Genomic DNA, 26,001 nt, shown 5'->3' with positions numbered 1-26,001 from the left:
ATCGGCGGCGCGCGCCGCCCGGTGTCGCCGGACCCCGAACGAGGCCGCCATCTTACCATCGATGGCCCGGCACGTGACCTGACCCAACGCAAGGAGAGCCCGTCATGCCGACCCCCACCGCGCCCCGCAGCTGGCGCAGCTGGCGCAGCGCCCTGTCGGTCTATCTGCGCGCCCCGGTGCTGACCATGCTGTTCCTGGGCTTCTCGGCGGGCCTGCCCTTCCTGCTGGTGTTCTCGACGCTCTCGGCCTGGCTGCGCAGCGACGGCGTCGAGGTGGCGGCGATCGGCTTCTTCGCCTGGATCGGCATCCTCTACTCGATCAAGTTCTTCTGGGCGCCGGTGGTCGATCGCCTGGCACTGCCCGGCCTGACCCGCTGGCTCGGCCAGCGCCGCGGCTGGATGCTGCTGGCCCAGGCGATGATCGCCGCCGGCCTGGCCGGGCTTTCGAGTCTCGATCCGCCGAACCAGCTGCCGCTGGTGGCGCTGTTCGCGCTGCTGGTGGCCTTCGGCTCGGCGACCCAGGACATCTCCATCGACGCCTTTCGCATCGAGTCGGCGCCGGAGGATCTGCAGGCGGCCATGGCCTCGACCTATATCATCGGCTATCGCGGCGGGCTGATCGCCGCCGGCGCGGGAGCGCTCTACCTGGCCTCGCTGGTGTCCTGGCACGCGGCCTATCTGGCGATGGCGGCGCTGATGGCGGTAGGGATGCTGACGGTGCTGGTGCGCCCGGAGCCCGAACGCCTGGCGCTTTCCACCCAGCTGATCCACGAGCCGAGGGTGCGCGCCTTCCTGCGCGCCAGCCGCGGGCGGCCGGCCTGGCTGCGTCGGCTGGGCGCCTGGGTAATCGGCGCGGTGGTCTGCCCGTTCACCGACTTCTTCGCCCGGCACGGGCTCAAGGCGCTGTGGCTGCTGGCCTTCGTGGCCGTGTTTCGGATCAGCGACCTGGCCATGGCCTCCATGGCCAACCCGCTCTACATCGACCTGGGCTTCAGCCTGGAGGCCATCGCCAACGTGACCAACGTGTTCGGCATCGCCATGAGCATCGGCGGCGGCCTGCTGGGGGGCCTGCTGGTGGCGCGCTACGGCGTGGGGCCGATCCTGATCCTCGGCGCCTGCGCCACCACCCTGACCAACCTGCTGTTCGTGGCCCTCTCGCTGACCGGCGACAGCCTGCCGATGCTGGTGATCACCATCGTCGGCGACAACCTCTCCAACGGTTTGGCCAGCGCGGTGTTCATCGCCTTCCTCTCGGGGCTGACCTCACGCGCCTACACCGCCACCCAGTACGCGCTGTTCTCGTCGCTGATGACGCTGCCCGGCAAGTTCCTGAGCGGCTTCGGCGGCCTGCTGGTGGAAGCCCACGGCTACGCGGACTTCTTCCTGGCGGCCTCGGTGCTGGGCCTGCCGGCCATCGCGCTGGCGGTGTGGGTCAGCCGCGACCGCCGCCTGGCGCCGGCACCGACGACGGTCTGACGCGGCTCAGTCCAGCCGATCGGCGAGCCACTCCAGCGCGCCCGGGGTGGTGCGCCACTGGTCACGCATCAGGGTGCGGTACTGCCAGGCCTCGGCCCGCGAGCCGGGCGCCGCGGTGCCGTCGCCCGACGGGCTGGCCGGCCGCGGGTTCTCGGCACACAGCAGCGACAGGGCGTGGCCGTTGTGACGCCGGGACGCCTCCAGGGCCTCGACGGCCTCGTCGACCCGCTCCAGGCGGTAGAGCGCCAGCGCCCGCCCCATCAACAGTCCCAGCACCGCCTCGTCCTCGGACGGCTTGGCCAGCGCCGACTCGCTGAGCGCCAGCGCCTCGGTATCGCGGCCTTCGCGCAGCAGCTGGTCGAGCACCAGCTCGCGCAGCCCCAGGCTGTCGCGGTCGTCCAGCTCGAGCAGCTTCTCGGCCAGGTGGCGGGAACGCTGACGGGCACCGCGCTCCATGCCAACCACCAGCGCCAGGCCGGTGCGCAGCAGCACGGCGTTGTCGGCGGCGTCCCAGCCCAGCGAGGCGTCGCCCGGCGAAGCGTCGCCCGGCGAAGCGTCGCCCGGCGAGGCGTCGCCGGATGCCGCCTCACGGGCCTGCTCCAGCCAGCGTTCCAGACGCTCGGCCAGCGGCTCGAACAGGCTCGGCGCCATCCACGGCAGGCTGCCGAAGCGGCTGGTCAGCGCCAGCGCCAGCGACTGCACCACCGTCGGCGAGTCCAGCCACTCCGGATGGGCGCACAGCGCCGGCAGCCATTCGCCGGCCGCGGGCCAGGGATCGTCGTCGAAGCCCAGCGGGGCCTCGTTCTCGACCTCGGCCGGGAACACCGCGCGGAAGGCGGCATAGAGGGTGTCCTCCCGGGCGCTGCGGTGATAGGCCAGCTGGCCCTCCTCGACGCGCAGGTCAAGCCGAGGCGCGCCGCCCAGCGACTCGAGCAGCGCCTGCAGGGCGACCAGCGGCTCGGCCAGGTCCTCCTCGGCGTTGAGCAGCTGTTCGGCCAGGGTGGCGCCGGGATTGTCGGCCAGATCGGAGAGAAACTGCAGCTGGTCGGGATCGAGCTCGCCCTGGCGCGACAGGCGGCGGAACCAGAAGCGCGAACGCTCCCGGGCCTCGTCCTCGTGTCCTTCATGCAACAGCAGCATGGCCTCGATGTAGGCCAGGGTCGGCGAATCCGGCAGCGCCTGCTGGGCGCGCACGAAGGCGGCCCGGGCGCTGTCCAGGTCGTCGTTGTCGAGGTGCATCAGGCACAGCCGCTCCAGCGCCACGCCGCGCAGGAACAGCGGGCCGCGATCGAGCACGGCATCGAGCAGCGCCTCGCGCTTGCGATGGAAGCCGCGCTCCTGATACAGATCGACCAGGATCTCGAAGGCCGGCTCGGCCTGTTCCGGCAGGCGCGACCAGTCGGCGGTCTCGAACAGCGACTCGAGGATCTGCTGGGCACGACCGCGCTGGCCGGACTCGGCGGCGATCAGCCCGGCCTCGAGCAGCGCCTGGGCCGGCGCCTTGCCGCTGGCCAGCGCGGCCTTGAGGGTATCGCCCTTCCACTCGCGCAGCGACAGCATCCACATCAGGTGATCGGGCACCTCGCCCGGCAGGCTGACGGCGCCGCAGCAGCGCTTGGTCTTGCGCCCGGAGTCGCACCAGCAGGGCTCGTTGCGCCCGGGGCGGGCCAGCGCCTCGCATTCGAAGTCGAGCCGCGCCAGCGGGGTCTGCGACCACAGTTCCGGAGCCAGCGCCTGGGCCATGGCCGGGTCCCCGGTGAGCTTGGGGCCTTCCTCGCGGGCCCAGGCCATCAGCGTCGGATAACGCTCGTCTTCGCGAATCGCCTTGAGGGCGCCCGAGGCGAACCCCAGCAGCTGTTCTACCCATACCGCCAGCATGGCCGTCTCCCCTGCCGAAAAACCGAACAGTCTACCAGCCGCGGGCCAGGCTGGCAGCCGCTCAGCGTGATACCTTCGCCAACAGCGGCCGCACCCGGGCGTCCATGTCCAGCCGCGCACCGAGACGCACCAGATTCCAGTAGTGGCCGTTGAGGGTCCGCGACAGCAGCAGGGTGTCCGCCGGCGGCTGCAGGCGATCCATGGCCGCCCACACACGCGGGCTCAGCTCGCGCAGCCGGCGGTGCACTCGCACGTCGCCGAAGTCCTGCAGGCCGGGGGCGAACAGCGGGACTACCGCCTCGGCGGCCTCGCGATAGAGCGCCAGGGGCGCCCCCTCTCCCTGGCGCCCGCCCAGTTCGCGCATCGCCGCGTCCATGGCCATGGGATCCGCGGCCAGGGTGGCCTCGAGCAGGCGCATCATCGCCGCCAGCCGCTCGCGGGGCACCGGGATCACGGCGCCGAAGTCGTAGATCACCAACCGTCCCTGGTCATCGGCGGCGAAGTTGCCGGCGTGGGGATCGGCGTGCAGCTCGCCGAAGGTGAACAGCTCCTCGGTCAGCCAGTCGGCCAGCGTGGTGGCGACGCGCTGACGCACGGCGTCGTCGGCGTCTTCCAGCTCGCGCAGCGGCGTGCCCGCCACGTGGCGCATGGCCAGCACGTGGGGCCCACAAAGGTCGGGCAGCGGCTCGGGGATCACCAGCGAGTCGAGATGCGCGTAGCGCGCCCGGTAGCGGGCCAGATGCTCGGCCTCGGCGCGGTAGTCGAGCTCGTCACGCAGGCCGGCCGCGAGCTCCTCGAACAGCGCATCGAGGCGCGCCTGGGGCACCTTGAACCAGCGTCCCAGACCCATCAGCCGGCGCAGCTGGGCGAGATCGCCCTCCAGTACCTCGGCGAGGCCGGGATACTGCACCTTGAGCACCACCGTCTCGCCGTCGCGGGTCACCGCCCGGTGCACCTGGCCCATGGAGGCGCTGGCGAAGGGCGCGGTCTCGACCTCGGCGAAGACCGACTCGAGGTCGCCGTACTGGGCCTCGAGCGTGCCCCGGATGGCCTCCCAGGGCATCGGCGTGGCCTGACGCTGCAGCCGGGCCAGCTCATCGGCCAGCTCCGGCGGCAGCAGGTCGTCCCACTGCGACATCACCTGCGCCAGCTTCATGGCCGGCCCCTTGAGCTCGGAGAGGCCTTCGAACAGCGCCTCGCCAAGGGCACGCCAGTCGGCCTGCCCGCCCAGCCGGGTGCGCAGCATGGCACCGCCGGTACGAGTGCCGAGGCCCAGCAGGCGCCGTGTGCGGCCGCGTTCGCGCATCTCTCGCGCCCTCCGATAAAGTGTGACAAGCATTGTACAATGGATCTCCATCTTACCCCTGGCGACCCGCGACAAATACTGTAAGAATCCCCATGACTTTCACCCTATCGACGTTTACCCCGCCGACGAGACGCCATGCGCCTGATCATCGCCGAGAAGCCGAGCCTGGCCCGGGCCATCGCCGACGCCCTGCCCGCCGCCGTTCGCCGCGAGGACGGCGCCCTGGTGGCCGGTGACACCACCGTCACCTGGTGCCTCGGCCACCTGCTGGAACAGGCCCCGCCCGAGGCCTACGACCCCGCCCTCAAGAGCTGGCGGCTCGATACCCTGCCGATCCTGCCCGAGCAGTGGAAACTCGCCCCGCGGCCCAAGGCCAGGGGGCAGATCGCAGTGATCCGCCGGCTGCTCAAGCAGGCCGGCGAGGTCGTCCACGCCGGCGATCCCGACCGCGAGGGCCAGCTGCTGGTGCAGGAGGTGATCGAGCACCTGGGCTGGAAGGGACCGGTGTCGCGACTGCTGGTCAGCGACCTCAACGCCCCGGCCGTCAAGCGCGCGCTATCGCGGCTGGAGGACAACGCCCGCTATGCGCCGCTCTACCGCGCCGCCCAGGCCCGTTCCCGGGCCGACTGGCTGTACGGCATCAACCTGACCCGCGCCTGGACGCTGGTCGGCCGACAGGCGGGAAACGACGGCGTGCTGTCGGTAGGCCGGGTGCAGACGCCGGTGCTGGGCCTGGTGGTGCGCCGCGACGCCGAGATCCGCGACTTCGAGCCGCGGCCCTTCTACGTGCTGTGGGCCGATCTGGCCGTTTCCCGCGGCCGCCTGAGGGCCTGGTGGGCGCCCGGCGAGGGGCATCCGCTGGACGACCAGGGGCGGCTGCTCGAACGCGCCCCGGCGGCCGCGCTGGCCGAGCGCCTGCCCGGCGCCGAGGGCCGGCTGACCAAGCTCGAGCGCCGCGACAAGCGCCAGGCCGCGCCCCTGCCCTACTCGCTGTCGGCGCTGCAGGTCGACGCCGCCCGCCGCCACGGGCTCTCGGCCAAGGCGGTGCTGGACATCTGTCAGCGCCTCTACGAGCGCCACCAGCTGATCACCTATCCGCGCTCGGACTGCCGCTACCTGCCCGAGGAGCACTTCGCCGGCGCCCGCCGCACCCTCGAGGACGCCTGCGCCGGCGACGACACCCTGCGCGGCTGGCTCGCCGGCGCCGACTTCTCGACGCGCTCCAAGGCCTGGAACGACAAGCAGGTCGGCGCCCACCACGCCCTCGCGCCCACCGGCAAGACCGCCGATCCGGCGAAGCTCTCACGCCAGGAGGCCGATGTCTTCCGCCTGATCGCGCGCAACGTGCTGGCCCAGTTCTATCCGCCGCTGGCGACCCGCGAGGTGAAGGCCGAGTTCACGATTCTCGATGAGCGGTTCCCCGCCCGCGGCCAGGAGATCCTCGATCCCGGCTGGAAGCCGCTGTTCACCACCCGCGACGAGGCCCCGCCACTGCCGCCCCTCGACGAGGGCGAAGCGTGCCGCGTCGAGGACGCCGGCGTCGAGGACCGCGAGACCCGCCCGCCGGAGCCCTTCACCGACGCCAGCCTGATCAAGGCGATGATGAACATCGCCCGCTACGTGGACGACCCGGCGGTGCGCCGCACCCTGAGGGACGCCGACGGCCTGGGCACCGAGGCCACCCGCGCCGGCATCCTCGAGACGCTGGAGACCCGCGGCTATCTGGTGCGCGAGGGCAAGGCCCTGCGCGCCACCCGCCTGGGCGACGCCCTGATCGCCTCGCTGCCCGAGGCCGTGAGCCGCCCCGAACGCACCGCGCTGTGGGAGCAGCGCCTGGCCGCCATCGCCGAGGATGGCGACGCCCCGGCGCCCTTCCTCAACGCCCTCGTCAGCGACCTGCGCGAGCTGCTCGGCTGTGCCGACGCCGGCCGCATGCGCCAGTCTCTGGCCAATGCGCGAGGCGCCGAGCCGGCAGCCCGTTCAAGCAAGTCGGGCGGCAAGGCGCGACGCGGGACGGGAGGCAGAAGCGCTGGCAAAGGCAGTGGCAAGAGCGGCGGCCGGCGCGGCAACGCCGGCAAGGGCACGAAGGCCGGCAAGACCGGCACGAGCACCGCCCGGCGCAAGCGGAGCACGTCCTCATGAACACGCTGATCCTCGGCCCCGGCGCCGTCGGTCGGCTGCTGGCGCTGCACCTGGCCACCCGCTCGACGAACGCCGACAGCGTGATGCTGGTCGGCCGCCGCCCGCTCCCCCGCCGCCAGACCCTGACCACCCCGACCGGCCAGACGTTCTCGCAAGAAATCGACAGCGCCACGGCCGCGACGCTGCCCGCCGGACTCGCCGAGCGCGCCGAGATCGTTCACCTGACCACCAAGGCCTACGCCGCCGAGGCCGCCTTCGAGGCGATCGCGCCCCGGCTGGCCCCGGACACGCCGCTGGTGCTTTGGCAGAACGGCTACGGCGTGCAGCCGCGCCTGAGCGAGCGCTGGACCGGCCCGGTGCTGTGCGCCAGCACCACCGAGGGCGCGTATCTCGACGGCGACACGGGTGCCGTGCACGCCGGACGCGGGCAGACGGTGATCGGCGACCTCGCCGGCCGTCACGCTCGGCTGGCCGGGCATGTCGCGGCTCATCTTTCCGCCGCGGGCCTCGCTACCGGCGCCGTCGACGATATCCGCGTGCGGCTATGGCACAAGCTGGCCGTCAACGCCGCCATCAACCCGCTGGTGGCGCGCTTCCGGATCCGCAACGGCCAGCTGCGCGACCGGCCCTTCCGGCCCATGGTCGAGACCGTGATCGACGAGGTCGCGGCGGTAATGGCCGCCGAAGCCATTCCGGCCCCCGCCTCCGGCTGGTCGGCGCGGGTGTGGGCGGTGGTGTCGGCGACCGCCAACAACCGCGCCTCGATGCTGCAGGACGTGCTGGCCGGCCGGCCCACCGAGCACGACGCCATCCTCGGCCCGCTGCTCGCCGCCGGGCGCCGCCACGGCCTGGCCACGCCCGTGCTGGCGGGGCTCAACGCTCGACTGGTCGACGCCTCCCCCGCGGCCGGCCGCGTCACCAGGGACTGATCGCCGCCTGGCCGTTTCGGGTGTCGCCTGCTAGCCTCAACTTGCTGACGACACCCGACGGGCTACTCCTTTCCAGACCTGAGCGATGAAGATCCCGGACTCCTGGCGACCTCCGCTGTTCGCCCTGCTGCTGCTCCCCACCCTCGGCGCCCCTCCCGCGTTGGCGGGATCCGACGAGCCCGCCTATGCCGGCGACGCCATCGATCTCGCTCACTTCGATAACGGCATGCGCCTGCTGGGCGGCGATGTCGAGAGTCCCGACGGCGTGACCTCGGGCTTCCGCCTGGCGGCCGGCTTCTCGCCCCGAGGCCTGCCGAGCTTCGATCTCGGCGCCGAGGTGCGCTATCGCGAGAGCGACGATGTACCGGTTGCCGGCGCCACCCGCAGCACCCTGCTCGACACCACCAGCCTCGGCGGCAGCCTGCTGGCCGGTGTACGCTTCGGCGCGCTCGGGCTGTATGCCAAGTCGGGTCTCGCCGGCTGGCAGGGCAAGGCGGCCGGCGGCCACGCGCCCGAGCTCCCCGAGGGAGGCATGACGCGGGTCAACGGCTTCGGCGCACGCTTCGGCTTCGCCAACGACTGGGTCAGCCGCCTGGAGGTGGAGCGCGTCGACGACCCGGCGCTCGAGCATCTCAATATGGTCACCGCCTCGATTCAGATGGCGTTCTGAGGGGCGAGGTGCGAGGTGCGAGGTGCGAGGTGCGAGGTGCGAGGTGCGAGGTGCGAGGTGCGAGGTGCGAGGTGCGAGGCAGCATGATCCGCCCCTGTATCGCAAACACCCCCGGGGTTGCCCCCGGGGGTGTTTTTCTTGCCGCCTGGAACCGACGGCTAACGGACGACGCCCGGCCTAGCCGGTGTTGCGCAGCCCGGCGGCGATGCCGGCCATGGTCACCATCAGCGCCCGGGAAAGATCCCCGCTGATCGCGCCGTCGGCGTCGCGGTTACGCTGCAGAAGCTCCGCCTGCAGGCCGTGCAGCGGATCGATGTAGGGATTGCGCACCTCCACCGCCTGGCGGATCAGCGGCGTGCTCTCGAGCAGCTCGTCCTGATCGAGGATCTGCAGCACCGCGCCATTGAGGCGCCCGAAGCGCTCGCGCAGCCGTTCGCCCAGGGCCTGCAGGGCCGGCTCGTCGACCAGGCGCTGCTCGTAGTAGGCGGCGATGCTGACGTCGGCCTTGGCCAGCAGCATCTCGAGCATGTCGAGGTAGGTGCCGAAGAACGGCCAGCGGTCGCGCATCTCGCGCAGCACCTCGAGCCCGCCGGGCTCCTCGAGCCGCTTGGCGAAGGCCTCGCCGCTGCCCAGCCAGGCCGGCAGCATCAGGCGCGTCTGGGTCCAGGCGAAGATCCAGGGGATGGCGCGTAGGGTCTCGACGCCGCCCTCCTGACGCCGCTTGGCCGGGCGCGAGCCCAGCGGCAGGCGGCCCAGCGCCGTCTCCGGGGTCACCGAGCGGAAGTAGGGTACGAAGTCGGGATCCTCGCGCACCACGCCCACGTAGGCCTGATGAGCCACGTCGGCGAGGCGGTCCATCTCCTCGCGCCAGGCCGGCTCGGGGGCCGGCGGCGGCAGCAGCGAGGCCTCGAGCACCGCACAGGCATAGATCTCCATGGAGCGCAGCGCGATGTCGGGCTGGCCGAACTTGAAGCGGATCATCTCGCCCTGCTCGGTCACCCTGAGGCTGCCGTTCACCGAGCCCGGCGGCTGGGACAGGATCGCCGCGTGGGCCGGGCCGCCGCCGCGACCGACGGTGCCGCCACGGCCGTGGAACAGCGTCAGGTCGACCCTGTGCCGCTGGCAGATCTCGACCAGGGTCTCCTGGGCGCGATACTGGGCCCAGGCCGCGGCCAGCTGGCCGGCGTCCTTGGCAGAATCCGAGTAGCCGATCATCACTTCCTGGCGATCCCCGGCCAGCTCACGGTAGCCCGGCAGCGCCAACAGCCGGTCGATGACGTCGCCGGCGCGATTGAGGTCGTCCAGGGTCTCGAACAGCGGCGCGATCGGCAGCGTGCCTTCGCCGCCCACTTCCTTCATCAGCAGCGCCACCGCCAGCACGTCGGAGGGCTGACCGGCCATGGAGATGATGTAGGTCCCCAGCGCCTCGATATGCTCGGAGCCGATCACGCGGAAGGTGTCGAGCACCTCGCGGGTCTCGGCGGAGCACTCCCATCGGCGCGGAATCAGCGGGCGCCGCGAGCCCAGTTCGTTGAGCAGGAACTCCTGGCGCTGCTCCTCGCTCCAGTCACGATAGTGGCCGAGCCCCAGGCTGTCGGTGAGCTCCTCGAATACCTGCTCGTGGCGGGTGGACTCCTGACGCAGATCGAGCTTGGTGAGGGTGACGCCGAACACCGAGACCCGACGCAGGGTGTCGAGCAGCACGCCGTTGGCGATGGTGTCGAGCCCCACGTCGCACAGCGAGCGGTAGCAGGCCAGCAGCGGCGCGTAGAGCTGATCGCGGGTCTCGATGATCGGCCCGCCGTCGTAGTTGACGCCATCGAGCTGGGCCTGGGCCCAGTCGCGAGTGGCCTCGACCTTGCTCAGCAGGCGCTTGATCAGCTCGCGATACGGCTCGGCGACGTCGCCCACCTCGGCCTTGAGCGCGCTGTTGGCCTTCCACATCGACAGCTCGGCCTTGAGCTGCTCGAGGTCGCGCGAGTAGAGATCGGCGGCCATCCAGCGGCCCAGCAGCAGCACCTCGCGGGTGACCTTGGCGGTGACGTTGGGGTTGCCGTCGCGGTCGCCACCCATCCACGAGGCGAAGCGGATCGGCGCGGCGTCCAGCGGCAACCGCTCGCCGGCGGTATCGAGCAGCAGGTTGTCCAGGTCGCGGTGGAAGTCCGGTACCGCCTGCCACAGCGAGTTCTCGATCACCGCGAAGCCCCAGCGGGCCTCGTCGACCGGCGTCGGTCGCTCATGGCGGATCTCGTCGGTGTGCCAGGCCTGGCTGATCAGCTCCTCGAGCCGGCCGTGGGCGCGGGCCGCACGCTCGGGATAGTCGGCGGAGGACTCGATGATGGTCAGGCACTCATCGATGGCGTCGTACTTCTGGATCAGGGTACGGCGGATGACCTCAGTGGGGTGCGCGGTCAGCACCAGCTCGACGCGCATGTTGGCCAGCGCCTCGACCAGCTTGCGCGGCGTGTGGCCCTCGCTGCGTGCACGCTCGAGCAGCTCGCCGAGCACCGGCTGGGCGCCGGGCTTGTAGTCCTCGACGCGGCGGAAGCGGGCGCGGTAGTGCTGCTCGGCCATGTTGGCCAGATTGAGAAACTGGTTGAAGGCCCGGGTCACCGGCAGCAGGTCGCTATCGGGCAGGCCACGCAGGTACTCGATCAGCTGGCGGTTGCTGTCGGCCTCGCGCTGGCGACCCTGCTTGGCGAGGCCGCGAATGGTCTCGATGCGGTCGACGAAGTCGTTGCCGAGATCATCGGCGATGGTGCGTCCCAGGCTGTCGCCCAGGATGCGGACGTTGTCGCGCAACGATTCGTGCAGGTCGTGGCTCATGTCCAGTCTTCTCCTTACTCGCTGGTGGTAGGGGGAATGTTGTTGTGCTTGTGGCTGTGATTGTTGTGGTGATCGTCCTTCTGCTTGGCCGCCTGCCAGTGGCGTTCCATGCGCTCTAGTCCCGCTTGTGTCAGCGGCACCCCCTCCTCGCGGAGGGTCGCTTCCACATGGCGGAAGCGGCGCTCGAACTTGTCGTTGGTGCCGCGCAGGCAGCGCTCCGGGTCGGCATCCAGGGTGCGGGCCAGGTTGACGGCGGCGAACAGCAGGTCGCCGACCTCTTCCCTGGCGTGGTCACGATCGCCCTCGGCCAGCGCTTCCTCGACCTCGGCGAGCTCCTCTCGCAGTTTGGCGATCACGCCGCGGGTATCGGGCCAGTCGAAGCCGACCCGGGCGGCACGCTTGGAGAGCTTGGCGGCGCGGGACAGCGCCGGCAGATTGCGCGGCACGTCATCCAGCACCGAGGCCGTGCTGGCCTGCGAGGCGCGGGCGTCGCGCTCCTCGGCCTTGAGCGACTCCCAGCGGGAATGCACCTGACGGGTCTCGACCTCGGCGGCACTCACGCCCTCGCGGCGCGAGGCCAGGGTGCCGTCAGGAAAGACATGGGGATGACGGTGCAACATCTTGGCGGTGAGGACGTGAACCACGTCGTGAAAATCGAAGCGGCCCTCCTCGACGCCGAACTGGCTATAGTACACGACCTGAAAAAGTAGGTCGCCCAGCTCCCCGGGCAGCTCGTCGAAGGCGCGGCGTTCGATGGCATCGGCCACCTCGTAGGCCTCTTCCAGGGTGTGGGGCACGATGCTGTCCCAGTCCTGCTTGACGTCCCAGGGGCAGCCCTGCGCGGGGTCGCGCAGCACCGCCATCAACGTCAGCAGGTCATCGAGATCGAAGCGGCGCTCGGTCATTGGCCCCTGCCCTGTTTCTTGCCCTTCTTGCTCTTGCCGCCGCTGCGCAGACGGCGCACCTCGATGACGTTGGACAGCTGCTGGATGCGCGAGAACAGCCGCCCCAGGGTTTCCAGGCCATCCACCTCCAGAGTGATCTGCATCCGCGCGATGCCGTCGTCGGTGTCGGTGAGAGTGTTCACCGACAGCACGTTGACCTTCTCGTGGCTGAGCACGGCGGTGACGTCGCGCAGCAGGCCGGAGCGGTCCCAGGCCTGGATCTCGATGTTGACCGGATACTGGGTGCGGGCCCGCTCGCCCCACTCCACCTCGATCACCCGCTGCGGCTCGTCGAGGCGCAGCTGCAGAATGTTGGGACAGTCCTCTCGGTGTATCGTGACGCCGCGCCCCTGGGTGATGAAGCCGACGATCGACTCGCCGGGCACCGGGTGGCAGCAGTTGGCCATGCTGGTCTTGAGATTGCCGACCCCGAGCACCGTGATGCCGTCGCCGGCGGCCTTGTCGCCGCCCTTGCGTGGCTTGGCCAGCAGCTTGTCGAGCTGCTCCTGATCGTCGCTCTCGCCGAACAGCTGCTGAGCCTGGTGCAGCACCTGGCCGATGCGCAGATCGCCGGCGCCGAGCGCGGCGTACATGTCGTCGGGGCTGGCGTAGTTGACCTGGTTGGCCAGCCGGGTGAGGTCCATGTCGCCGACGTCGAGGCGCTTCATCTCGCGCTCGAACAGGGCGCGGCCCTCCTCGAGATTGCGGTCGCGGGCCTGGTGCTTGAACCAGGACTGGATCTTGGCCCGGGCCCGAGAGGTGCACACATAGCCGAGGCTGGGATTGAGCCAGTCGCGGCTCGGCCCGCCCTTGCTGGCGGTGAGGATCTCGACCTGCTGGCCGGTGCTGAGACGGTAGGTCAGCGGTACGATGCGGCCGTTGACCTTGGCCCCGCGGCAGCGATGGCCGACCTCGGTATGCACCCGGTAGGCGAAGTCGATCGGCGTGGCCGCCCGCGGCAGGTCGATCACATGGCCGTCGGGCGTGAAGACGTAGATGCGATCCGGCGCCACGTCGCTGGACAGCCCCTCGCGGATATCGGCGAAGTCGCCGACCTCCTCCTGCCACTCGAGGACCTGGCGCAGCCAGGCGATCTTGTCCTCGTAGCTGGCGCTGCGGGCGTTGGTGTCATGGCCCTTGTAGCGCCAGTGGGCGCACACGCCGAGCTCGGCCTCCTCGTGCATGGCGAAGGTGCGAATCTGGATCTCCAGCACCTTGCTCTCGGGGCCGAACACCGCGGTATGCAGCGACTGATAGCCGTTCTTCTTGGGGTTGGCGATGTAGTCGTCGAACTCCTGGGGCACGTGATGCCAGCGCGAGTGGACGATGCCGAGCACGGTGTAACAGTCGGATATCTCGGGAACCAGGATGCGTACCGCGCGGATGTCGTGGACCTGGGAGAAGTCGATGTGCTTGCGCTTCATCTTCCGCCAGATCGAATAGATGTGCTTGGCACGGCCGTCCACCTGGTACTGATGGATGCCCTGGGCCTCCATCAGCCCCTCGAGGGTCGCCACCACGTCCTCGATGTAGCGGTTGCGGTCGAGACGCTTCTCGGCCAACTGACGGGCGATGGTCTTGTAGTCTTCCTCGTGCAGGTAGCGGAACGAGAGGTCCTCCAGCTCCCACTTGAGGTGGCCGATGCCCAGACGGTGGGCCAGCGGCGCGTAGATGTCGAACACCTCGCGGGCCACCTGCAGGCGCTTCTCGCGCGGCGCGTCGCGCACCTGGCGCAGCGCGCAGGTGCGCTCGGCGATCTTGATCAGCGCCACGCGCACGTCGTCGATCATGTTGACCAGCATCTTGCGCAGGTTGTCCTGCTGGTCGTGCTGGCTCAGCCCGTGGCTCGGCATCTGGGAGGTGCTGATGGCGGCCATCTGCAGCACGCCGTCGATCAGCCCGGCAACCTCATGCCCGAAGCGCTTGGCCACCTCGTCCAGGTCGAGCAGCCCCTCGCGCACCGCGCGATACAGCACCGCGGCCTCGAGGGCCGGCTGGTCCAGGCGCAGCTCGCCGAGGATATCGGCCATCTCCAGGCCCATGCGAAAGCTCGAGCCGTCCTTGAGCCAGGCCTTGTGAGGCCGGTCGGACTCCTGCTCGAGGCGCTCGGCCAGTTCGCAGGCCGCGCGCATCTCATCGGCGTCGCGCAGCTTGACGTCCTCCTGGAGGCGCTCGACCCAGCGTGGGATGTCGACCGCCCCCCGCTCGGTCAGGGGCTGATCTTCCCGCACTTTAACCATCGCTTGACGCTCCTTCGCCCTGCTGCCCGGCGTCCGGGTGCTCGAGCAACAGCATGGATTCGAGATGGGCGGTGTGGGTGAACATGTCGGCCACCGCCCATCGCCGGATGACGTAGCCCGCCTGGACCAGGTGAGCGGCATCCCGTGCCAGCGTCGCCGGGTCGCAGGACACGTAGAGCACCCGCGGCACCGGCCGTTCGGCCAGCGCCCGGCATACCGCCTCGGCGCCGTCGCGGGGCGGATCGAGCAACACGCTGTGAGGGCCGGGCGCGTCGAACAGCGCGCCCACGGCCTCGGCGCGATTGAGGTCGGCCTGGCGCGCCGTCACCTCGAGCGCATTGCGCCGGGCGTTGTCGGCCAGCCGCTCGACCATCGCCGGGCTGCCCTCCACCGCGGTCACCTCGGCGCCCAGGGCCGCCAGCGGCAGGCTGAAGTTGCCGACCCCGGCGAACAGGTCGAGCACTCGCTCCCCGGGCGCCAGCGGCGAGAGCCACGCCAGAGCCTCGCTCACCATGCGCTGATTGACCGCCTCGTTGGCCTGCAGGAAATCGCCGGGCGCGAAGCCGAGCGTCAGCGAGCGTTCGCCGACCGCCAGCTGGGCGTACAGATCGGGCGCCGGCGTGAGCCACTCGAAGCTCGGCGACTCGCGCCCCACCCAGCGTGCCAGATGCAAGCCCCGGGCCAGAGCGAACTCGCGCCAGCGCTGCGTGTCGGCGTCGTGCGCGCGCAGCTGGCGCACCACCAGGGTCACGCCGGCGTCGCTCGCCGACAGCTCCAGATGGCCGACCTGACGCGGCGCCTCCAGTTCGGCCAGATGCCGGTGCAGCGGCGTCAGCAGGGCCGCCAGTGCCGGCACCAGAATGGGGCAGTCGTCGAGGTCCACCAGCCGGTGACTGTGGCGCGCGCGGAAGCCCAGGTGCACTCCGCCGTCGGCGTCGACCTTGACGCCGAGCCGCGCCCGGCGCCGATAGCCCTCGCCGGCCGCCGCCAGCAGCTCGGGCTCGCCGTCCGGGGCGATGCCCTGGCGGGCCAGCAGCTCGCGCAGCACCACCTGCTTGTGGCGACGCTGTCCCTCCAGGCTCAGGTGCTGCAGGTCACAGCCGCCGCAGGTGCCGTAGTGGGCGCAGGGCGGCGTGACGCGCTCGGGCGAGGCCTCGACCACCTCGCGCAAGTGGGCCTCGTCGAAGCGCTGGCGGGTGCGATGCACGGCGATCTCGATCCGCTCGCCCGGCAGCGCGCCGTCGACGAACGCCGTCTTGCCGTCGGCCTGGCGCCCCACGCCGCGGCCATCGTGGGCCAGGCCGTCGATGGTCAGGAGGGAGGACGAATCGCCGTCGCCACGGGCGCCCTTCTTGCCGCGCTTCGCCGTCTGCAGCCCCGAGACGCCAGAGCTCTTGCGCGCGGGGCGTCGCTGTCCAAGACCCACCTCAGGACTCCGGGGCGAACAGGCCGGTGGACAGATAGCGGTCGCCGCGGTCGCAGACGATGAACACGATCACCGCGTTCTCGACCTCCTCGGCAACGCGCAGTGCGCCGGCGAGCGCCCCGCCGGACGAGACGCCGGCCAGGATGCCCTCCTCCCGGGCCAGGCGACGCATGTGGTCCTCGGCCTCGGTCTGGCCGATATCCAGCACCCGGTCGACGCGGGCGGGCTCGAAGATGCCCGGCAGATAGGCCTCCGGCCAGCGGCGGATGCCGGCGATGCTGGCGCCGTCTTCCGGCTGCAGGCCGACGATCTGCACTGCGGGATTGCGCTCCTTGAGGTAGCGCGAGACGCCCATGATGGTGCCGGTGGTGCCCATGGAGCTGACGAAGTGGGTGATGGTGCCGCCGGTCTGTTCCCACAGCTCGGGGCCAGTACCGCGGTAGTGCGCCAGGGGGTTGTCGGGATTGGCGAACTGGTCGAGCGGCTTGCCCTCTCCGCGGGCGATCATGGTGTCGGCCAGATCACGCGCGGCCTCCATGCCGCCCTCGCGGCTGACCTCGATCAGCTCGGCGCCGTAGGCCGCCATGGCCTGCTTGCGCTCGCTGGAGGCATTCTCCGGCATGATCAGGATCAGTCGATAACCCTTGATCGCCGCGGCCATGGCCAGGGCGATGCCGGTGTTGCCCGAGGTCGCCTCGACCAGGGTGTCGCCCGGAGCGATGGTGCCACGCGCCTCGGCCTGCTGGAGCATCGACAGCGCCGGACGGTCCTTGACCGACCCGGCCGGATTGTTGCCCTCGAGCTTGGCAAGCAGGGTGTTGTTGCGCCCTGCCGTGATGCGCTTCAGGCGGACCAGCGGCGTGTGGCCGATGGTCTCCTCCAGGGTGGGGAAATGCATGCAACCGTCCTTCTGGAAACGTCTTTTCGGCATTATATCCTCGGGCACCGACACTGGACAGGCATCCTGCCCGGCTGTGGCATACTGGGCCACGACACCCCAGCCGACGAGCCCTCCCGATGTCATTGAAGACCCGCCTGATGCTGGCCATCCTTGCCCTGCCCCTGGTGCTGATCGCCCTGGTGGTGGTGGCGGTGACGGAGCTGAACGATCGTCATCATCGGCACCAGATGCGCGAGCAGCTGACCCAGGCCGCCGACCTGCTGGCACCGAGCCTGGGACAGGCGCTGGCGGACGGCGACGCGGCCGCGCTCAAGACCCTCGCCGACCGCCTGCTCGACCTGAAGGACGTGCGCGCCCTGGGCATTCTCGACGCCGATGGCGATCCGCGGCTGGAGCTCGGCCGGCTGCGTCAGGCCCAGACGCCGTCGGCGTCGGCGTCGGCGTCGGCGTCGGCGACGACGCTGATCGAGGACGGCCGGCACTGGCAACTGCTGGCGCCGCTGCCCGGCACATCCGGCGCCCGGCTGGTGATGGACATCGACGCCTCGGTGCTGCCGCTGACCTATTACCGGCACCTGGCCAGCGGCGGCCTGCTGCTGCTGATCGTCGGCCTGCTGCTGTTCCTGGTGGCCTACGGGCTGGGGCGGCGGCTGACACAACCGCTGGAGAACGCCACGCGCATGCTGGAGTGGCTGACCGCCGGCAGCGCCCCGCCGCCGCTGGCGGTGCCCAGGGAAGCTGAGCTGGCGCGCCTCGCCCAGCGCCTCAACGCCATGGGCGAACACCTGGCCTCGGCGCGGGAAGATCTGCAATCGCAGATCGAGCAGGCCACCGGCGAGCTGCAGGAGTCGATGGAGACCATCGAAGTCCAGAACATCGAGCTCGACCTCGCCCACCGACGCGCCCTGGAGGCCAACCGCGCCAAGTCGGAGTTCCTGGCCAACATGAGCCATGAGATCCGCACCCCGCTCAACGGCATCATCGGCTTCTGCCGCCTGCTGCACCGCACCGAGATGGCCCCCCGCCAGCGCGAATGGCTCGACCACGTGCAGCGCGCCTGCGACAACCTGCTGATGCTGGTCAACGACGTGCTCGACTTCTCCAAGATCGAGGCCGGCCGCCTGGAGCTCGAGCACACCGAGCTCGACATGGTGGCACTGGTCGACGAGGTGCTCGGCCTGCAGGCGCCCCAGGCCCAGGCCAAGGGCATCCAGGTGCTCGGCCTGGTCTACGACGACGTGCCCGAGACGCTGAGCGGCGACCCGCTGCGCATCCGTCAGGTGATGACCAACCTGGTCGGCAACGCCGTCAAGTTCACCGAACGCGGCGAGGTCGTGGTGCGGGTGATGGTCGAACAGCGCGCCGGCGGCCACGTGGTGCTGCGGGTGGCGGTCAGCGATACCGGCATCGGCATGAGCGACGAGGCCCAGCGCCGGCTGTTCCAGGCCTTCCGCCAGGCCGACGCCAGCCATCAGCGCGAGTTCGGCGGCACCGGTCTGGGGCTGGCCATCAGCCGCCAGCTGGTGGAGCAGATGGGCGGCGAGATCAGCGTCGAGAGCACGCCGGGCGACGGCTCGACCTTCGCCTTCAGCCTGCCGCTGGCCTGCCCGCCCGACGCCGGTGAAGAGCGCGAACCCGAAATGGCGCTGGACGGCAAGCGCGTGGTGCTGGACGAACCCCATGGTCCGACCCGCTCCGCGCTGCGCCATCTGCTGGGCCGTTGGGCCGCGCGCGTGATCGACGAGCGCCAGGCGCTCGGCCAAGACGCCTCACTGGCGGTGCTGGGACTGACCGATGCCGATCTCACCCCCTCGGGGCAGACGGCCCTGCAGCAGCGCCTGGAGCGCCTGGCCTGCCCGGCCATGCTGCTGGTCAACGTCAGCCCGCCCGACCTGCCGGCGCTGCCGCTGCCCTACGGCGGCGAGATACTGAGCAAGCCGCTGTCGCGGCGCACCCTGGTGGAGTCGGTGAGCCGCGCCTTCACCCGCGTGCGTCGCGATCAGCCGCCGGCACGCCAGGCGGACGCGCCGCGGGGGCCCCTGCGTCTGCTGGTGGTGGATGACACCGAGTCCAACCGCCTGCTGCTGCAGGAGCTGATCAGCGGCCCGCAGCTCGAGGTCGGCCTGGCCGCCAGCGGCGAGGAGGCCCTGGCCCTGGCTCAGGAGACCCGCTTCGACGTGGTGCTGATGGATATCCGCATGCGCGGCATGGACGGCGTGGAGACGACCCGCGCCCTGCGCGAGCTGGGCGGCCCCTGGCGCCATGTGCCGATCATCGCCGTGACCGCCCACGTTCAGAGCGAGCAGCGACGCCAGCTGCTGCAGAGCGGCATGGACGGCGTGCTCGAGAAGCCGCTGGACACCGCTCAGCTGTCGAGCCTACTGCGCCACCATCTGGGGGTCGGCCTGGCGCTGGAGGAAGCCGGCGAGGCGCCGGAGGCCGACCCGGCCACCGATAGCGAGCTGGCCTCGGTGGACCTGGCTCTCGGCACCCAGCTGGCCGGCGGCCGAGAGGCCCTGGCGCGCAAGCTGCTGGGTCAGTTGATCGACTCGCTGGACGACAGCGAGGCGCAGGTCCGCCAGGCCATGGACGATGACGACGCCGAGGCGCTACTCGACGCCATCCACGCGCTTAACGGCGCCTGCCGCTACTGCGGCGTGCCGCGCCTGGGGCTGCTGGCCGAAACCCTCGAGACCCGGCTGCGCTCTCGTGGCCAGGAGGCAGTCACGCCGCTGCTGCCCGACCTTTACGCGGCCATGGCCGCGCTGCGCGACTGGCAGGCGGCTCAACCGACCGGCATACAGACCTCCGGCGCCTGACGCTCGCTAGGCTTCCAGCACCACGAAGGCCACGGCGAAGGCCGCTTCGTCCGACAGCGTCAGGTGCAGATGCCTGACGCCCTCGGCCTCGGCCAGCTCCCGGGCGCGCCCGGCCAGCGCCAGCGACGGCCGCCCCAGGGCATCGTTGACCACCTGAATCTCGGTCCAGCGCATGCCGTGACGCAGCCCGGTGCCCAGCGCCTTGACGAACGCCTCCTTGGCGGCGAAGCGCTTGGCCAGGAAGGCGGCCGGCTCGCCGCGCTGCCGATAGCTCGCCAACTCGTCGTCGCCCAGCACCCGCCGGGCGAAACGCTCGCCGTGGCGCGCCTGGGCGGCCTCGAAGCGCGCCACCCGAGCGATATCGGTGCCGATCCCCAGGATCATCCGCAGCAGCTGCCGTCGGCCTGATGGTCGTGATCATGCTCGTGGTCGTGCTCGTCGAGGGCCGCCACGAAGCCCGCCTCCTGGCCGGCGATCGCCAGGCGCTTCATCTCCGCCACCGCCTCCTTGAGGCCGACGAACAGCGAGCGCGCGATGATGGCGTGACCGATGTTGAGCTCGTGCAGTCCCGGGATGGCGGCGATGGCCTCGACGTTGTGGTAGTGCAGGCCATGACCGGCGTTGACCGTCAGCCCCAGCTCGCCGGCCATCTCCGCGGCCGCCACCAGGCGGGCATGCTCGGCGGCCGCGGCCGCGCCGGAGGCCTCGGCATAGGCCCCGGTGTGCAGCTCGATCACCGGCGCCCCGGCCTTCGCCGCCGCCTCGATCTGCGCCGGCTCCGGATCGATGAACAGCGACACCTCCGAGCCCGCCGCGGCGAGCCGACGGCAGGCCTCGGCCATCGCCTCGAAGCCGCCGACCACGTCCAGACCGCCCTCGGTGGTCAGTTCCTCGCGCTTCTCCGGCACCAGGCACACGTGGGCCGGGCGAATCTCCTCGGCCAGCGCCAGCATCGCCTCGGTGACCGCCATCTCCAGGTTCATGCGCGTGTTGAGCACCTCGGCCAGCAGCCGCACGTCACGCTCCTGGATGTGCCGACGGTCCTCGCGCAGATGAACGGTGATGCCGTCGGCCCCGGCCTCCTCGGCCAGCAGCGCCGCCTGGACGGGATCGGGATAGCGGGTGCCGCGCGCCTGGCGCAGGGTGGCGATATGGTCAATGTTGACGCCGAGCAGGATGCGGGGAGGATGCATGGGAACTCTCCAGGTCCGGAATACGAGGAAAACAGGGCCACAAGGATAAGGGTAAGCGGACGGGCACGCGAGGTGCGAGGGGCGAGGGGCGAGGCTAGGACGCCTGGCCGCTTCGGCGGCGTGCGACCAGCTGCTGCATCCATTCGCGGGAGCGCAGCGGCCGGCTGCCCAGCAGCGGCGCCAGCGCCGCCCGGGTCACCGCCTTGGCTGCCCCGGCCAGGCCCGGCTCGCGCCAGTCGCCACCGGACAGCAGCTTGAGCGTGCGGCCGTCGATGCCGGCCTCGGCGACCACGAAGGCGCGAGAATCGACGTCGAAGCGATAGCGGGTCTGGGGATCGAGGGCCTGACCGCCCGGCGTGCAGAAGCGCGGCTCGGCGTCCAACGCCTCGAGCAGCGACAGCTCCAGGCGACGCAGCGCGCCGGCCCGACCGTCGGGGCGCGGCAGCGCCTCGAGAGCGGCGGCGTAGAAGGCGAAGACGTCGCTCACCGGCAGCTCTACCGGCAGCAGCCGGGTCAGCAGCTCGTTGGCATAGAGGCCGCAAAGCAGCCCCTCGCCCGCCAGCATCGCCGCCGGCGCCCGACTCTCCATCAGCGACAGGCGCTTGAGCTCGCCCTGGCCGCTCCAGGTGATGTGCAGCGGCGCGAAGGGCTGCAGGGTCGCCCGGGCGCGGCTGCCCGGGCGCTGCACGCCCCGCGCCACGGCCCGCACGCGCCCGTGATCGAGCGTCAGCAGCTCGACCAGGGCGCTGGTCTCGCGGTAGGGGCGCTTGTGCAGCAGATAGGCCGGCTGGGGGGTCATGGTCTGGCGTCAGGAGTGGGAAGTGAGGAGTGAGGGGGAAAAACACAAGGCGCGATCGCTCTCCTCACACCTCACTCTCATCCCCTCACCGAGAGGTCAATCCAGATCGTAACCCAGGCTCTTCAGGGCCCGCTCGTCGTCGGACCAGCCGCTCTTGACCTTGACCCAGAGGTTGAGCATGACCTTGGCATCCAGCGCCCGCTCCATGTCGAGGCGCGCCTCGCGGCCGATCTTCTTGATCCGCTCGCCGCGCTCGCCGATCAGGATCTTCTTCTGCCCCTGGCGCTCGACCATGATCAGGGCGCTGATGTGCACGATGCGCCCCTCGTCGCGAAATTCCTCGATCTCGACGGTCATCTGGTAAGGCAGCTCGTCGCCGAGCTGGCGCATGACCTTCTCGCGCACCAGCTCGGCGGCCAGGAAGCGCTGGCTCTTGTCGGTGACCTGGTCCTCGGGGAAGTAGTGGATGCTCTCGGGCAGATGCTTGGCGACCTCGGCCTCGAGCGCCTCCACGTGGGTGCCGTGCTTGGCCGCGATCGGCACGATGGCGGCGAAGTCGCGCCGCGCGCCGAGCGATTCCAGCCAGGGCAGCAGCTCCTTCTTGTCCTGAAGTCGGTCGACCTTGTTGACCGCCAGGATCACCGGTACCTCGACCTTGGCCAGGCGATCGAGCACTACCTGGTCCTCGGCGGTCCAGCGGGTACGGTCGATGATGAAGACCACGCAGTCCACGTCGCGCAGGGCCTGGGTGGCGGCCTGGTTCATGAAGCGGTTGATGGCCTTGTCGCGATCCTTCTCGAGGATGTGAATGCCCGGGGTATCGACGTAGATGAACTGATCGTCACCCTCGGTCTTGATGCCCATCACCTGATGGCGCGTGGTCTGCGGACGCCGCGAGGTGATGGAGATCTTCTGGCCGAGAATACGGTTCATCAGCGTCGACTTGCCGACGTTGGGACGACCGACGATGGCCACGAAGCCACAGCGTTGGGTCATGAGCGACCTCCATGGCCTTCGATGCGAGACAGCGCCTTCTCGGCGGCCTGCTGTTCGGCATGACGCCGGCTCGAACCGACGCCGCGGGTGTGTTCCTCGAGCATCTCGATGTGACACTCCACGGTAAAGGTCTGGGCGTGGGCCTCGCCTTCCACCGAGATCACCTCGTAGCGCGGCAGCGCCGACTGACGCGACTGCAGGAACTCCTGCAGCCGGGTCTTGGGATCCTTCTGAGTGTCCTGCAGGTTGATGGCCTCCAGTCGCTCGGCGTACCAGGCCAGCACGCGGGCCCGGGCGGTCTCCATGCCGGCATCCAGATAGATGGCGCCGATCACCGCCTCGACCGCATCGGCGAGGATCGAGTCGCGACGATGGCCGCCGCTCTTCATCTCGCCGGAGCCCAGCAGCAGGTGGCCGCCGAACTCCATCTCGCGGGCCAGCTCGGCCAGGGTCTGGCCCTTGACCAGGCGCGCGCGCAGGCGCGACAGCTGCCCTTCCCGCGCCTGCGGGAAGCGCTGGAAGAGGTCCTCGGCGATGACGAAGTTGACGATGGAGTCGCCGAGGAACTCCAGGCGCTCGTTGTTACGGCCGCCGTAGCTGCGGTGGGTCAGGGCCAGCTCGAGCAGGTCGGGCTGCGCGAAGTCATGGCCGATGCGACGGCTGAATTGGGTCAGGGAATTGCTCACGAAGCTCCTGCTATGTCATGCAAGGAATGCCGCTCCCGGCACTCATTGAATACGGCGTACACTGGTGAAACTCGGCAGGCCGCTGTCCCAGTGCATCCAGACGGCGAAGGCCTTGCCCACGATGTTCTCTTCCGGCACGAAGCCCCAGTAGCGGCTGTCGTTGGAGTGATCGCGGTTGTCCCCCATCATGAAGTAGTGCCCCGGAGGGACGGTGATCTCGCGCATCTGCGGACCGGGATCACGAGGATTATTGTAGATAGGGTGCACCGCCTCGCCCAGCTGCTCCTGCAGCAGCCGCTCGTCGGGCGCCTTCAGGGGACCGTTCTCGAGCAGCGACTTCGGCACCGGCTCACCGTTGACGTAGAGCTGCTTGCCCTCGTAGCGGATATGGTCGCCGGGCAGGCCGATCACCCGCTTGATGAAGTCCACCGACGGGTCGTTGGGGAAGCGGAACACCATGACGTCGCCCCGCTCGGGCTCGCCGACGTCGAGGACCTTGGTGTCCAGCACCGGCAGGCGCAGCCCGTAGGCGAACTTGTTGACGAGGATGAAGTCGCCCACCTCGAGGGTCGGGCGCATCGATCCCGACGGGATCTGAAAGGGCTCGACCACGAAGCTGCGCAGTACCAGCACCACCAGCAGCACCGGAAAGAAGGAGCGCGCGTAGTCCACCGGCCACGGCTCCTTGAGCGCCCTTTCACGCGCGGCGGGATCGGCGCCCTCGGTGGTGCCGGCCTCGACGCTGGCCGTCAGGCGGGAGCGACGCGCCGGCCGCCACCACACCAGTTCCAGCAGCCAGATCACGCCGGTGACCAGCACGGCTACCGTCAGCAGGAGTGTAAAGTCCATCGGTCGTTGCCTTCCCTAGTCGTCATTGACCTTGAGCACGGCGAGGAAGGCATCCTGGGGGATTTCCACCCGGCCGACCTGCTTCATGCGTTTCTTGCCCGCCTTCTGCTTCTCGAGCAGCTTCTTCTTGCGCGAGGCGTCGCCGCCGTAGCACTTGGCGGTCACGTTCTTGCGCATCGCCTTGACGGTGGAGCGCGCCACCACCTGGCCGCCGATGGCCGCCTGGATCGCCACGTCGAACATCTGACGCGGAATCAGTTCCTTCATCTTCTCGACCAGCGCGCGGCCGCGGGAATGGGCATGGTCGCGGTGAATGATCACCGCCAGGGCATCCACCCGGTCGCCGTTGATCAGCACGTCGAGGCGCACCAGCTTGGCGGCCTCGAAGCGCTCGAAGTTGTACTCCAGCGAGGCGTAGCCCTTGGAGATCGATTTCAGGCGGTCGAAGAAGTCCATCACCACCTCGGCCATCGGCAGCTCGTAGGTGAGCTGGATCTGGCTGCCGAGGAACAGCATGTCGAGCTGGGTGCCACGGCGCTGTTCGCATTCGGCGATGACGTTGCCGACGAACTCCTGGGGCACCAGGATGCTGGCTCGCACGACCGGCTCGCGCATCTCCTCGACGTCGGCCATGTCGGGCAGCTTGGACGGGTTGGAGACGTAGCGGACCTCGCCGTCCTTCATCAGCAGCTCGTAGATGACCGTCGGCGCGGTGGTCAGCAGGTCGAGGTTGTACTCGCGCTCCAGTCGCTCCTGGATGATCTCCATGTGCAGGGTGCCGAGGAAGCCGACCCGGAAGCCGAAGCCCAGGGCATCGGAGTTCTCCGGCTCGTAGTCCAGCGAGGCATCGTTGAGCGCCAGCTTCTCGAGCGCGTCGCGGAACTCCTCGTAGTCGTCGGAGGAGACCGGGAACATGCCGGCATAGACCTGCGGCTTGACCTTCTGGAAGCCCGGCAGGCGCTTGATGTCCGGCGTCTTGGTATGGGTGATGGTGTCACCCACCGGGGCGCCGTGGATGTCCTTGATGCCGGCGACCACGAAACCGACCTCGCCGGCGCGCAGCACGCCGGTCTCGCGGCGCAGCGGCGTGAAGATGCCGACCTCGTTGGCCTGCCAGTCGCGACCGGTGGAGGTCATGCGAATCTTGTCGCCTTTCTTCAGCGTGCCGTCGAAGATCCGCACCAGCGACACCACGCCGAGGTAGTTGTCGAACCAGGAGTCGATGATCAGCGCCTGCAGCGGCGCCTCGGGATCGCCCTTGGGCGGCGGAATGTCGCGCACCAGGCGCTCGAGCAGCGCGTCGATGCCGAGCCCGCTCTTGGCCGAGACCTGGCAGGCGTCGGTGGCGTCCAGACCGATGATCTCCTCGATCTCCTGGGACACCTTGTCCGGATCGGCCTGGGGCAGGTCCATCTTGTTGAGCACCGGTAGCACCTCGAGCCCCTGCTCGATGGCGGTGTAGCAGTTGGCCACCGACTGAGCCTCGACACCCTGGCCGGCATCGACCACCAGCAGCGCGCCCTCGCAGGCGTACAGCGAGCGCGAGACCTCGTAGGAGAAGTCCACGTGCCCCGGGGTGTCGATGAAATTCAGCTGATAGGTATTGCCGTCCGCGGCCTGGTAATCCAGCGTCACCGACTGGGCCTTGATGGTGATGCCGCGCTCACGCTCCAGGTCCATGGAATCGAGCACCTGCTCCTTGAGCTCGCGTTCGGTGAGCCCGCCACAGGTCTGGATCAGGCGGTCGGCCAGGGTCGACTTGCCGTGATCGATGTGGGCGATGATGGAGAAGTTCCGTATCCCATTGATTACTTTGCGGTTATCGCTTTCTGACATTCGAGAAGATCCGGTTCGTGTACGCAACCCCGTATGAACTACAGGCTTGCCGCCCTCTGCGGGTGCGTCGAGTGAGATGGCGGCAT

19 protein-coding genes are annotated in these 26,001 nt (G+C 69.9%); 5 read left to right on the top strand and 14 right to left on the bottom strand.

The genetic code is table 11. The annotated features are described in order from the left end of the window. The first annotated feature begins 104 nt into the window (after window positions 1-104). Window positions 105-1,475 (top strand): AmpG family muropeptide MFS transporter, encoded by a 1,371-nt coding sequence (locus tag MYL53_RS01685; RefSeq protein ID WP_247851624.1) that lies wholly within the window; start codon window positions 105-107, stop codon window positions 1,473-1,475. Between the two features lie 6 nt (window positions 1,476-1,481). Here the strand turns inward: MYL53_RS01685 and MYL53_RS01680 are convergent, their stop codons facing one another. Both MYL53_RS01680 and MYL53_RS01675 read right to left on the bottom strand, forming a co-directional pair. Next, complete coding sequence (locus tag MYL53_RS01680) at window positions 1,482-3,353, bottom strand: SEC-C metal-binding domain-containing protein (RefSeq protein WP_247851623.1); 1,872 nt, start codon at window positions 3,351-3,353, stop codon at window positions 1,482-1,484. A 61-nt stretch (window positions 3,354-3,414) separates the two neighbouring features. Then, window positions 3,415-4,659 carry an ABC1 kinase family protein gene (locus MYL53_RS01675; protein ID WP_247851622.1) on the bottom strand — a complete coding sequence of 415 codons (1,245 nt, stop codon included), beginning with the start codon at window positions 4,657-4,659 and terminating at the stop codon, window positions 3,415-3,417. 135 nt (window positions 4,660-4,794) lie between these two features. On the opposite strand from MYL53_RS01675, the gene MYL53_RS01670 reads away from it, so the two are divergent. The 3 genes from MYL53_RS01670 (at window position 4,795) to MYL53_RS01660 (ending at window position 8,400) form a co-directional block, all read left to right on the top strand. Beyond that, window positions 4,795-6,801, top strand: a complete 2,007-nt coding sequence (locus MYL53_RS01670) for a DNA topoisomerase III (protein ID WP_247851621.1) — start codon at window positions 4,795-4,797, stop codon at window positions 6,799-6,801. Beyond that, a complete protein-coding gene (locus tag MYL53_RS01665; RefSeq protein ID WP_247851620.1) occupies window positions 6,798-7,730 on the top strand; it encodes a ketopantoate reductase family protein in 933 nt (310 codons plus the stop codon). The genes MYL53_RS01670 and MYL53_RS01665 overlap by 4 nt, the downstream gene beginning before the upstream one ends. A gap of 85 nt (window positions 7,731-7,815) precedes the next feature. After that, entirely contained in the window at window positions 7,816-8,400 is a 585-nt protein-coding gene (locus MYL53_RS01660) for a hypothetical protein (RefSeq protein ID WP_247851619.1), read from the top strand. 177 nt (window positions 8,401-8,577) lie between these two features. Here MYL53_RS01660 and ppc read toward each other — a convergent pair whose 3' ends face one another. Genes ppc through cysM form a run of 5 tightly spaced genes read right to left on the bottom strand, consistent with a single transcriptional unit; the run spans window position 8,578 to window position 16,734 of the window. Then, a complete protein-coding gene (gene ppc, locus MYL53_RS01655) occupies window positions 8,578-11,226 on the bottom strand; it encodes a phosphoenolpyruvate carboxylase (protein WP_247851618.1) in 2,649 nt (882 codons plus the stop codon). A 14-nt stretch (window positions 11,227-11,240) separates the two neighbouring features. Then, window positions 11,241-12,131, bottom strand: a complete 891-nt coding sequence (gene mazG, locus MYL53_RS01650) for a nucleoside triphosphate pyrophosphohydrolase (RefSeq protein ID WP_247851617.1) — start codon at window positions 12,129-12,131, stop codon at window positions 11,241-11,243. Next, on the bottom strand, window positions 12,128-14,410 hold the full coding sequence (gene relA, locus MYL53_RS01645; protein ID WP_247851616.1) for a GTP diphosphokinase: 2,283 nt from the start codon (window positions 14,408-14,410) through the stop codon (window positions 12,128-12,130). The genes mazG and relA overlap by 4 nt, the downstream gene beginning before the upstream one ends. Next, on the bottom strand, window positions 14,403-15,836 hold the full coding sequence (locus MYL53_RS01640; RefSeq protein ID WP_247851615.1) for a methyltransferase domain-containing protein: 1,434 nt from the start codon (window positions 15,834-15,836) through the stop codon (window positions 14,403-14,405). The genes relA and MYL53_RS01640 overlap by 8 nt, the downstream gene beginning before the upstream one ends. A 1-nt stretch (window position 15,837) precedes the next feature. Further along, window positions 15,838-16,734 carry a cysteine synthase CysM gene (gene cysM / locus MYL53_RS01635; RefSeq protein ID WP_247851614.1) on the bottom strand — a complete coding sequence of 299 codons (897 nt, stop codon included), beginning with the start codon at window positions 16,732-16,734 and terminating at the stop codon, window positions 15,838-15,840. Between the two features lie 119 nt (window positions 16,735-16,853). Between cysM and MYL53_RS01630 the strand changes: the two genes are divergently transcribed. Next, the gene (locus tag MYL53_RS01630) at window positions 16,854-19,556 is read left to right on the top strand and encodes a hybrid sensor histidine kinase/response regulator (protein WP_247851613.1); all 2,703 of its coding nucleotides are present in this window, start codon (window positions 16,854-16,856) and stop codon (window positions 19,554-19,556) included. Window positions 19,557-19,562: 6 nt separating this feature from the next. Here the strand turns inward: MYL53_RS01630 and acpS are convergent, their stop codons facing one another. The 7 genes from acpS to lepA form a co-directional block, all read right to left on the bottom strand. Beyond that, window positions 19,563-19,940: a holo-ACP synthase gene (acpS, locus tag MYL53_RS01625; protein WP_247851612.1), complete on the bottom strand. Its 378-nt coding sequence runs from the start codon at window positions 19,938-19,940 to the stop codon at window positions 19,563-19,565. Further along, window positions 19,937-20,749: a pyridoxine 5'-phosphate synthase gene (pdxJ, locus tag MYL53_RS01620; protein ID WP_247851611.1), complete on the bottom strand. Its 813-nt coding sequence runs from the start codon at window positions 20,747-20,749 to the stop codon at window positions 19,937-19,939. The genes acpS and pdxJ overlap by 4 nt, the downstream gene beginning before the upstream one ends. Before the next feature lie 94 nt (window positions 20,750-20,843). Then, a complete protein-coding gene (recO, locus tag MYL53_RS01615; RefSeq protein ID WP_247851610.1) occupies window positions 20,844-21,548 on the bottom strand; it encodes a DNA repair protein RecO in 705 nt (234 codons plus the stop codon). 96 nt (window positions 21,549-21,644) lie between these two features. After that, entirely contained in the window at window positions 21,645-22,544 is a 900-nt protein-coding gene (gene era / locus MYL53_RS01610) for a GTPase Era (protein WP_247851609.1), read from the bottom strand. Continuing rightward, a complete protein-coding gene (gene rnc, locus MYL53_RS01605; RefSeq protein WP_247851608.1) occupies window positions 22,541-23,230 on the bottom strand; it encodes a ribonuclease III in 690 nt (229 codons plus the stop codon). Before rnc ends, era begins: the two co-directional genes overlap by 4 nt. A 42-nt stretch (window positions 23,231-23,272) precedes the next feature. Further along, window positions 23,273-24,079 (bottom strand): signal peptidase I, encoded by an 807-nt coding sequence (lepB, locus tag MYL53_RS01600; RefSeq protein ID WP_247851607.1) that lies wholly within the window; start codon window positions 24,077-24,079, stop codon window positions 23,273-23,275. 15 nt (window positions 24,080-24,094) lie between these two features. Continuing rightward, entirely contained in the window at window positions 24,095-25,915 is a 1,821-nt protein-coding gene (lepA, locus tag MYL53_RS01595; protein ID WP_247851606.1) for a translation elongation factor 4, read from the bottom strand. Window positions 25,916-26,001: the final 86 nt, after the last annotated feature.

Origin of the sequence: Halomonas getboli, assembly GCF_023094245.1 — a bacterium.
GTDB classification, from domain to species: domain Bacteria; phylum Pseudomonadota; class Gammaproteobacteria; order Pseudomonadales; family Halomonadaceae; genus Halomonas; species Halomonas getboli.
Note: the sequence above shows the minus strand (reverse complement) of the source record. Positions and strands in the feature narration are given on the sequence as shown.

Bases quoted from the DNA above. Each gene is read 5' to 3' on its own strand.
- MYL53_RS01685 (WP_247851624.1), top strand. From the start codon at position 105: ATGCCGACCCCCACCGCGCCCCGCAGCTGGCGCAGCTGGCGCAGCGCC.
- MYL53_RS01680 (WP_247851623.1), bottom strand. From the start codon at position 3,353: ATGCTGGCGGTATGGGTAGAACAGCTGCTGGGGTTCGCCTCGGGCGCC.
- MYL53_RS01675 (WP_247851622.1), bottom strand. From the start codon at position 4,659: ATGCGCGAACGCGGCCGCACACGGCGCCTGCTGGGCCTCGGCACTCGT.
- MYL53_RS01670 (WP_247851621.1), top strand. From the start codon at position 4,795: ATGCGCCTGATCATCGCCGAGAAGCCGAGCCTGGCCCGGGCCATCGCC.
- MYL53_RS01665 (WP_247851620.1), top strand. From the start codon at position 6,798: ATGAACACGCTGATCCTCGGCCCCGGCGCCGTCGGTCGGCTGCTGGCG.
- MYL53_RS01660 (WP_247851619.1), top strand. From the start codon at position 7,816: ATGAAGATCCCGGACTCCTGGCGACCTCCGCTGTTCGCCCTGCTGCTG.
- ppc (WP_247851618.1), bottom strand. From the start codon at position 11,226: ATGAGCCACGACCTGCACGAATCGTTGCGCGACAACGTCCGCATCCTG.
- mazG (WP_247851617.1), bottom strand. From the start codon at position 12,131: ATGACCGAGCGCCGCTTCGATCTCGATGACCTGCTGACGTTGATGGCG.
- relA (WP_247851616.1), bottom strand. From the start codon at position 14,410: ATGGTTAAAGTGCGGGAAGATCAGCCCCTGACCGAGCGGGGGGCGGTC.
- cysM (WP_247851614.1), bottom strand. From the start codon at position 16,734: ATGCATTTCCCCACCCTGGAGGAGACCATCGGCCACACGCCGCTGGTC.
- MYL53_RS01630 (WP_247851613.1), top strand. From the start codon at position 16,854: ATGTCATTGAAGACCCGCCTGATGCTGGCCATCCTTGCCCTGCCCCTG.
- acpS (WP_247851612.1), bottom strand. From the start codon at position 19,940: ATGATCCTGGGGATCGGCACCGATATCGCTCGGGTGGCGCGCTTCGAG.
- pdxJ (WP_247851611.1), bottom strand. From the start codon at position 20,749: ATGCATCCTCCCCGCATCCTGCTCGGCGTCAACATTGACCATATCGCC.
- recO (WP_247851610.1), bottom strand. From the start codon at position 21,548: ATGACCCCCCAGCCGGCCTATCTGCTGCACAAGCGCCCCTACCGCGAG.
- era (WP_247851609.1), bottom strand. From the start codon at position 22,544: ATGACCCAACGCTGTGGCTTCGTGGCCATCGTCGGTCGTCCCAACGTC.
- lepB (WP_247851607.1), bottom strand. From the start codon at position 24,079: ATGGACTTTACACTCCTGCTGACGGTAGCCGTGCTGGTCACCGGCGTG.
- lepA (WP_247851606.1), bottom strand. From the start codon at position 25,915: ATGTCAGAAAGCGATAACCGCAAAGTAATCAATGGGATACGGAACTTC.